Origin of the sequence: Mesorhizobium sp. M7A.F.Ca.US.007.01.2.1, assembly GCF_003998165.1 — a bacterium.
In the GTDB taxonomy this organism is placed as follows: domain Bacteria; phylum Pseudomonadota; class Alphaproteobacteria; order Rhizobiales; family Rhizobiaceae; genus Mesorhizobium; species Mesorhizobium ciceri.
The window spans coordinates 1-5,227 of sequence record NZ_RZQP01000334.1 but is presented as its reverse complement, the minus strand read 5'-3'; the positions used below and the strand labels follow the sequence as shown (position 1 = coordinate 5,227).

Sequence of the window (5,227 nt, the reverse complement as noted above, 5' to 3'; positions counted from 1 at the left end):
GATTGGGCCGGCCCGGGGTCAGGCGCCGATACGGCGATGCAGGCACGCAAGGCGGACGTGGTCGATGCGGCGCTGGCTTTTCATGGCGGCCATCTAGGCGACCCGCTCGAGGCGCTGCGCCGGGTCGGCGGCCGGGAATTCGCGGCGATCGCCGGTGCCATCCTGGCCGCGCGGATGCAGAAGATCCCGGTGCTGCTCGACGGATTGGCGGCGACGACAGCCGCAGCGGTACTGCATGGCGTCAATCCCGCCGCGCTCGACCATTGCCTGCTGGCCAGCCTTTCGCCGGAACCCGCGCATGCACGCGCCGCCCAACGGCTCGGGCTGCGCCCGTTGCTTGATCTGGGCATCAGCCATGGCGAAGGGGCAGGGGCCGCCCTTGCCGCGGGTCTGGTCAAGGCCGCCGCGCTGACCAGTTCGGGCATGGCTGCGGCGGTACGCGGTTAGGGTCTTGAGGTATTACCGCCGTCGAGCCGCCACCGCCGCGGTCGGCAGTGCTGGCAATTCCTCCATCACCCGGCTCAGCGGGAAGATGGCGATCGCCTCGGTGCCTTCGCGCAGCTTGGAATGAAGTTCGAACTCGCCGCCATGCATTGCGAGCAGCCCTTGCACGATCGGCAGGCCAAGCCCGGTGCCTTGCTCGGCACTCTTGATGGCAATGGAGCCCTGGCCGAAGGCGGAAAGCACGATCGGGATCTCGTCTTCCGGTATGCCCGGGCCATTGTCCTTGATCGAAATGTATTGTCCGCCGCCCGCCGTCCAACCGACACGGACACGGATTTCGCCGCCGGTGGCGGTGAATTTTATCGCGTTCGACAGAAGGTTGAGCGTGATCTGCCGCACAGCCCGTTCATCGGCGAACAGCCGAGGCAGCTCGTGCTCGAAATCCTGGACGACACGGATATCCTTGTTGCGCGCCCTCAACTCCATCATGTGACAGCAGTCCTCGACGATACCAAGCAGCATCACCGGTTCTTCATTGAGCTGGTAGCGGCCGGCCTCGATGCGTGACAGGTCGAGAATCTCGTTGATCAGGTCGAGCAGATGCTGGCCGGATTCGTGCACGTCATGAGCGTAGTCACGATAGGTGGGATTGCTCATCGGTCCCAGCACCTCGTTCGACATCACCTCGGAAAAACCGAGAATGGCGTTGAGCGGCGTGCGCAATTCGTGGCTCATCGAGGCGAGGAACCGCGATTTCGCCAGATTGGCGTCCTCGGCCCGCCGCCGCGCTTCGTCCGACATCGATTTCGCCGTCTCCAGTTCGGCGATCAGCGCATCCTTTTCGGAGCGGAACGACAGCATCATCAAGGACGAGTGGTTCAGATGACGGGCCACATAGGCGAAAAACGGCAGCGACACGACCAGCAGCGCGGCCATGATCGCCTCGACCGGCATCCATAGCTTGGCGCCGGCATAGGCGTAGAGCGCCACGGGAACGGCAAAGGTCGCCAGCAGCGCGCCCCGCAGAGACGAGGTCATCACCGCGGTCGCCGCCATGGCGAACAACAGCACCACGGCCTTGACGATGTGGAACGGATCGACCTCGCAGACGCTGCAGCCAAGCCACACGAACCAAGCCCAGCCGAGACCGCACAGGAAATGGCCGATCAGGAATTCCCGCCGTGCTTGCAAAGGGTTGAGCTCGGAAGCTTCAGTGCGCTCGATGCGCCGCGCCATGAAGGCAACGATAGTGTAGCAGGTTAGCGTGAACAGCGCCCAAAGCCCGATCTCATTGCCGATTCCGGCCAGCCGGCCACCCGCGGCAATCGCCAGCACGAGAAGCGGGATGGCGATGGCGCCGCTTGTCATCGCTCGGGCATGCAGCTTCAGCAGTTCGCGATCGAAATCGGGATTGCCGGCCTGCTGCGAAAGACGGTCACGCGTCTTGCGCACCGCGCGCGCGACATCGCTGTTGCGATGGCGTTTCCTGCGGTCCACAATGAACTTGTCCGCTGTGTTCGAGCGTTGCAAGGGCATCAAAACTTCAATTTATGCGAGCAGCGGTTTCCAAGTGTTAAGCTACGTTCGAATGATTAACCAACCGTTTGCCATATGAGCCGTTCATGGTCGCCGAGGCCGCGCCGGCGATACGTTGCGCGCCCCAGAAGCCTGTGGCGCCGGCTGGTGGATTACGGGCTTGCCGTCATCATCCTCGGACTGCTGATCCTGCTGGCGGCCCGCCTCGACCGGGTGGAGACACGCAAGACGCAAGGCGTGGCAATCATCAACGACGGCGATTCGATCACGCTTGGCACCGAGCGTATCCGCATGCGCGGCATCGATGCTCCGGAATATACGCAGACCTGTCGCAAGAACGGCGCGGATTATTCCTGCGGCACGCTTGCGCGTCAGTCGCTCGTTCGCCTGATCGCCGGCAAGCCCGTCTCTTGTACCGGCTGGCAGCGTGATCGTTATGGCCGGCTGCTCGGCGACTGCACCGCCGGCGGCAAGGATCTCAACCGCGCGCAGGTCGAGGCGGGCTGGGCGGTTGCCTATGGCGACTTCGAGAGCGAGGAAGCCATCGCCCGCGCGGCAAAGGCCGGCATCTGGGCGGGAACGTTCGATCAGCCGCAGAATTGGCGAGACAGCCATCACGGCGAAGTCGTCGAGAAGAAGCACGGCACACTGGCGTCGATCGGCGATGCCGTGCGCGAGATTTTTCGCTTCTGGTGATGCGCATCCTGGAACTGGAACCGAGGACGAACAGGAGGATGGAATGAAGCTCTTCGACGGTGGCCGGGCGCCCAATCCAAGGCGGGTCCGCGTTTTCCTGGCCGAGAAAGGCATCGAGGTTGCGCAGGTGCCCATCGATATGGGCGCGTTGGAACACAGGCAACAGGCGGTCAGCTCGCGCAACCCCTTGCAGCGTCTGCCGGTGCTGGAACTCGACGACGGCACCGTCATCACCGAATCCGTCGCCATCTGCCGCTATTTCGAGGAACTGCATCCGGAGCCCGCTTTGTTCGGGCGTGGCGCACTCGGCAAGGCGCAGGTCGAGATGTGGCAGAGGCGGATGGAATTCAATTTACTCAGCTGCGTCACGCAGGCCTTCCGGCACATCCATCCTGCCATGAAGGAATGGGAAATCCCGCAGGTCCCTGATTGGGGTGAGGCCAACAAGCCGAAGGCCGTGGCGTTCCTCAGGCTGCTGGACGGCGAACTGGGCAGCCGGGAGTTCATCGCCGGTGACAGCTATTCGATCGCCGACATCACCGGCCTGATCGCTGTCGACTTCATGAAGCCGGCACGCATCAAGGTACCGGATGAGTGCGCGAATGTGTTGCGCTGGCATCAAGCCGTTTCCAGCCGGCCGAGCGCATCAGCCTGAGAATGACTGCCGAACTCGAAAACCTCGTCGCCAGGGTCCGCGCCTGCCGCATCTGCGTGGAAAATCCGGCCGGCAAGCCGTTGCCGCATGAGCCGCGACCAGTGCTGCGCCCATCATCCAACGCCCGGATCCTGATCGCCAGCCAGGCGCCCGGCACCAAGGTGCATCTGTCGGGCATGCCGTTCACCGACGCTTCCGGCGACCGCCTGCGCAGCTGGCTTGGCGTGACGAGCGACGAATTCTACGACATCGAAAAATTCGCCATCGTCCCGATGGGTTTCTGCTTTCCCGGCCAGGATGCCAAGGGGGGAGATCTGCCGCCGAGGCGCGAATGCGCGGCGGCCTGGCGCGCACCTTTGATGGCCTCTATGCCACGGATCGATCTGGTGCTGACGATCGGTATCTACGCGCAGTCCTGGCACATGGGTGCGGCGCGCCGGCCCTCACTGACGGAAACGGTCATGGGCTGGCGCTCCATCTGGGAGAATTCCGTCGGTCCGAAAGTGCTGCCGCTGCCGCATCCCTCGTGGCGCAACACGGGCTGGCTGAAGAAGAATCCGTGGTTTGAAATGGATTTGCTGCCTTTTCTGCGTTCGGAAATCCGCTATCGCCTCGGCTGACCTTTCAGCAAGAAATCACTCGCTTTTTGCCCGATCAGCAGAATTTCTTTCTTGTGAAAGGCCTGGATAAGGCAGAGTATAGGCATTCTATTCCTTTGGGAGCACGATATGGATCGCCTCGATAGAAAAATTCTCCGCCTCTTGCAGGAGGACGCGACACTCGCGGTCGCCGATGTCGCCAAGAAAGTCGGGCTGTCGACGACGCCTTGCTGGAGACGCATCCAGAAGCTCGAGGAAGAGGGCGTCATCAAGCGGCGCGTTGCCATTCTCGACCATGAAAAGGTCAATGTGCGCGTCACCGTCTTCGTGTCGATCCGCACCAATTCGCATAGCCATGAATGGCTGCGGCGTTTCTCGGAAGTCATCCAGGAGTTTCCCGAGGTGGTCGAGTTCTACCGCATGAGCGGCGACGTCGATTATCTCCTGCGCGTCGTGGTGCCCGACATCGCCGCCTATGACGCCTTCTACAAGCGGCTGATTGCCAAGATCGAAATTCGTGACGTGTCGTCGTCCTTCGCCATGGAGCAGATCAAGTACACGACCGAAATCCCGCTCGACTACATGGTTCTGGACAAGGAATCGGGTGCCAACGCTGCCTGAGCTGAACGTCACATAAAGTCATCCCGCTTAGTTCTTCTTTTTGTTGAGGAAACTCCAGGGTGAGTTCACCGGCAGAGTGATCGTATCCGGCACGGTCTCGACGCTCACCACATCTGCCTTGCGCACGCTGTAGCCAGACTGGATGATGCTGACGCCGTCGAGGATGAACAGCTGGCTCTTCTCCATGTCCGGCTTCAGCGCGCCGGTGACCGCTACAGGCTGATAGGCCTCGGACATCTTGTAGGGACGGGCCGGCGTAACCAGGACAATCTGGTTGGGCGGCGGCGTCGGCATGTGACTGCAGGCACCCGTCCAGGGTACCAACAGGAACTGGTAGACAAGATCACCGTCGCGATCGACCGGCAATGCGTAGCCGGCTAGCTGAATGCTTTTGTCCTGAAGATTGACGGACAGCGTTTCGCCATGGTCGGGCAATTTTGCCGCGATCATCGGCAGCCCGACGTTTTCGGCGGCGGATTGCGTAGCCGGACGCAGATCCTTCCAGAATATGTGCGCAGTCTCGGCCGAGGCATCGGCGGCAGCGGACACAAACAAAGCGGCAGCGAGCGCCAGGGTTGATTTTAGAGGATTGCTCATCGGCCGCTTCCTTTGAGCCTCAAGTAAAGACGCCGCTGCCAAAGACGTCAACGCTCGAGGCGCATCACATGTCGGCAGC

7 protein-coding genes are annotated in these 5,227 nt (G+C 62.0%); 5 read left to right on the top strand and 2 right to left on the bottom strand.

Annotated elements, in window-relative coordinates; translation table 11 throughout:
- The coding region (locus EN949_RS32815; protein ID WP_206534984.1) for a nicotinate-nucleotide--dimethylbenzimidazole phosphoribosyltransferase at positions 1 to 447 on the top strand (447 nt) is incomplete at its 5' end.
- A 12-nt stretch (positions 448 to 459) separates the two neighbouring features.
- Here the strand turns inward: EN949_RS32815 and EN949_RS32810 are convergent.
- Complete coding sequence (locus EN949_RS32810) at positions 460 to 1,980, bottom strand: HAMP domain-containing sensor histidine kinase (RefSeq protein ID WP_024503313.1); 1,521 nt, start codon at positions 1,978 to 1,980, stop codon at positions 460 to 462.
- 75 nt (positions 1,981 to 2,055) lie between these two features.
- Between EN949_RS32810 and EN949_RS32805 the strand changes: the two genes are divergently transcribed.
- From EN949_RS32805 to EN949_RS32790, 4 genes are all read left to right on the top strand, one after another.
- Complete coding sequence (locus EN949_RS32805) at positions 2,056 to 2,676, top strand: thermonuclease family protein (protein WP_063167987.1); 621 nt, start codon at positions 2,056 to 2,058, stop codon at positions 2,674 to 2,676.
- A gap of 43 nt (positions 2,677 to 2,719) precedes the next feature.
- Positions 2,720 to 3,331 (top strand): glutathione S-transferase, encoded by a 612-nt coding sequence (locus tag EN949_RS32800; protein WP_013531712.1) that lies wholly within the window; start codon positions 2,720 to 2,722, stop codon positions 3,329 to 3,331.
- Entirely contained in the window at positions 3,271 to 3,951 is a 681-nt protein-coding gene (locus EN949_RS32795) for a uracil-DNA glycosylase family protein (RefSeq protein ID WP_127367767.1), read from the top strand. The genes EN949_RS32800 and EN949_RS32795 overlap by 61 nt, the downstream gene beginning before the upstream one ends.
- Positions 3,952 to 4,059: 108 nt before the next feature.
- Positions 4,060 to 4,551 carry an Lrp/AsnC family transcriptional regulator gene (locus tag EN949_RS32790; protein ID WP_006205209.1) on the top strand — a complete coding sequence of 164 codons (492 nt, stop codon included), beginning with the start codon at positions 4,060 to 4,062 and terminating at the stop codon, positions 4,549 to 4,551.
- A gap of 27 nt (positions 4,552 to 4,578) precedes the next feature.
- On the opposite strand, the gene EN949_RS32785 is transcribed toward EN949_RS32790, so the two are convergent.
- Positions 4,579 to 5,148 carry a DUF3299 domain-containing protein gene (locus tag EN949_RS32785; protein ID WP_013531710.1) on the bottom strand — a complete coding sequence of 190 codons (570 nt, stop codon included), beginning with the start codon at positions 5,146 to 5,148 and terminating at the stop codon, positions 4,579 to 4,581.
- Positions 5,149 to 5,227 lie beyond the last annotated feature (79 nt).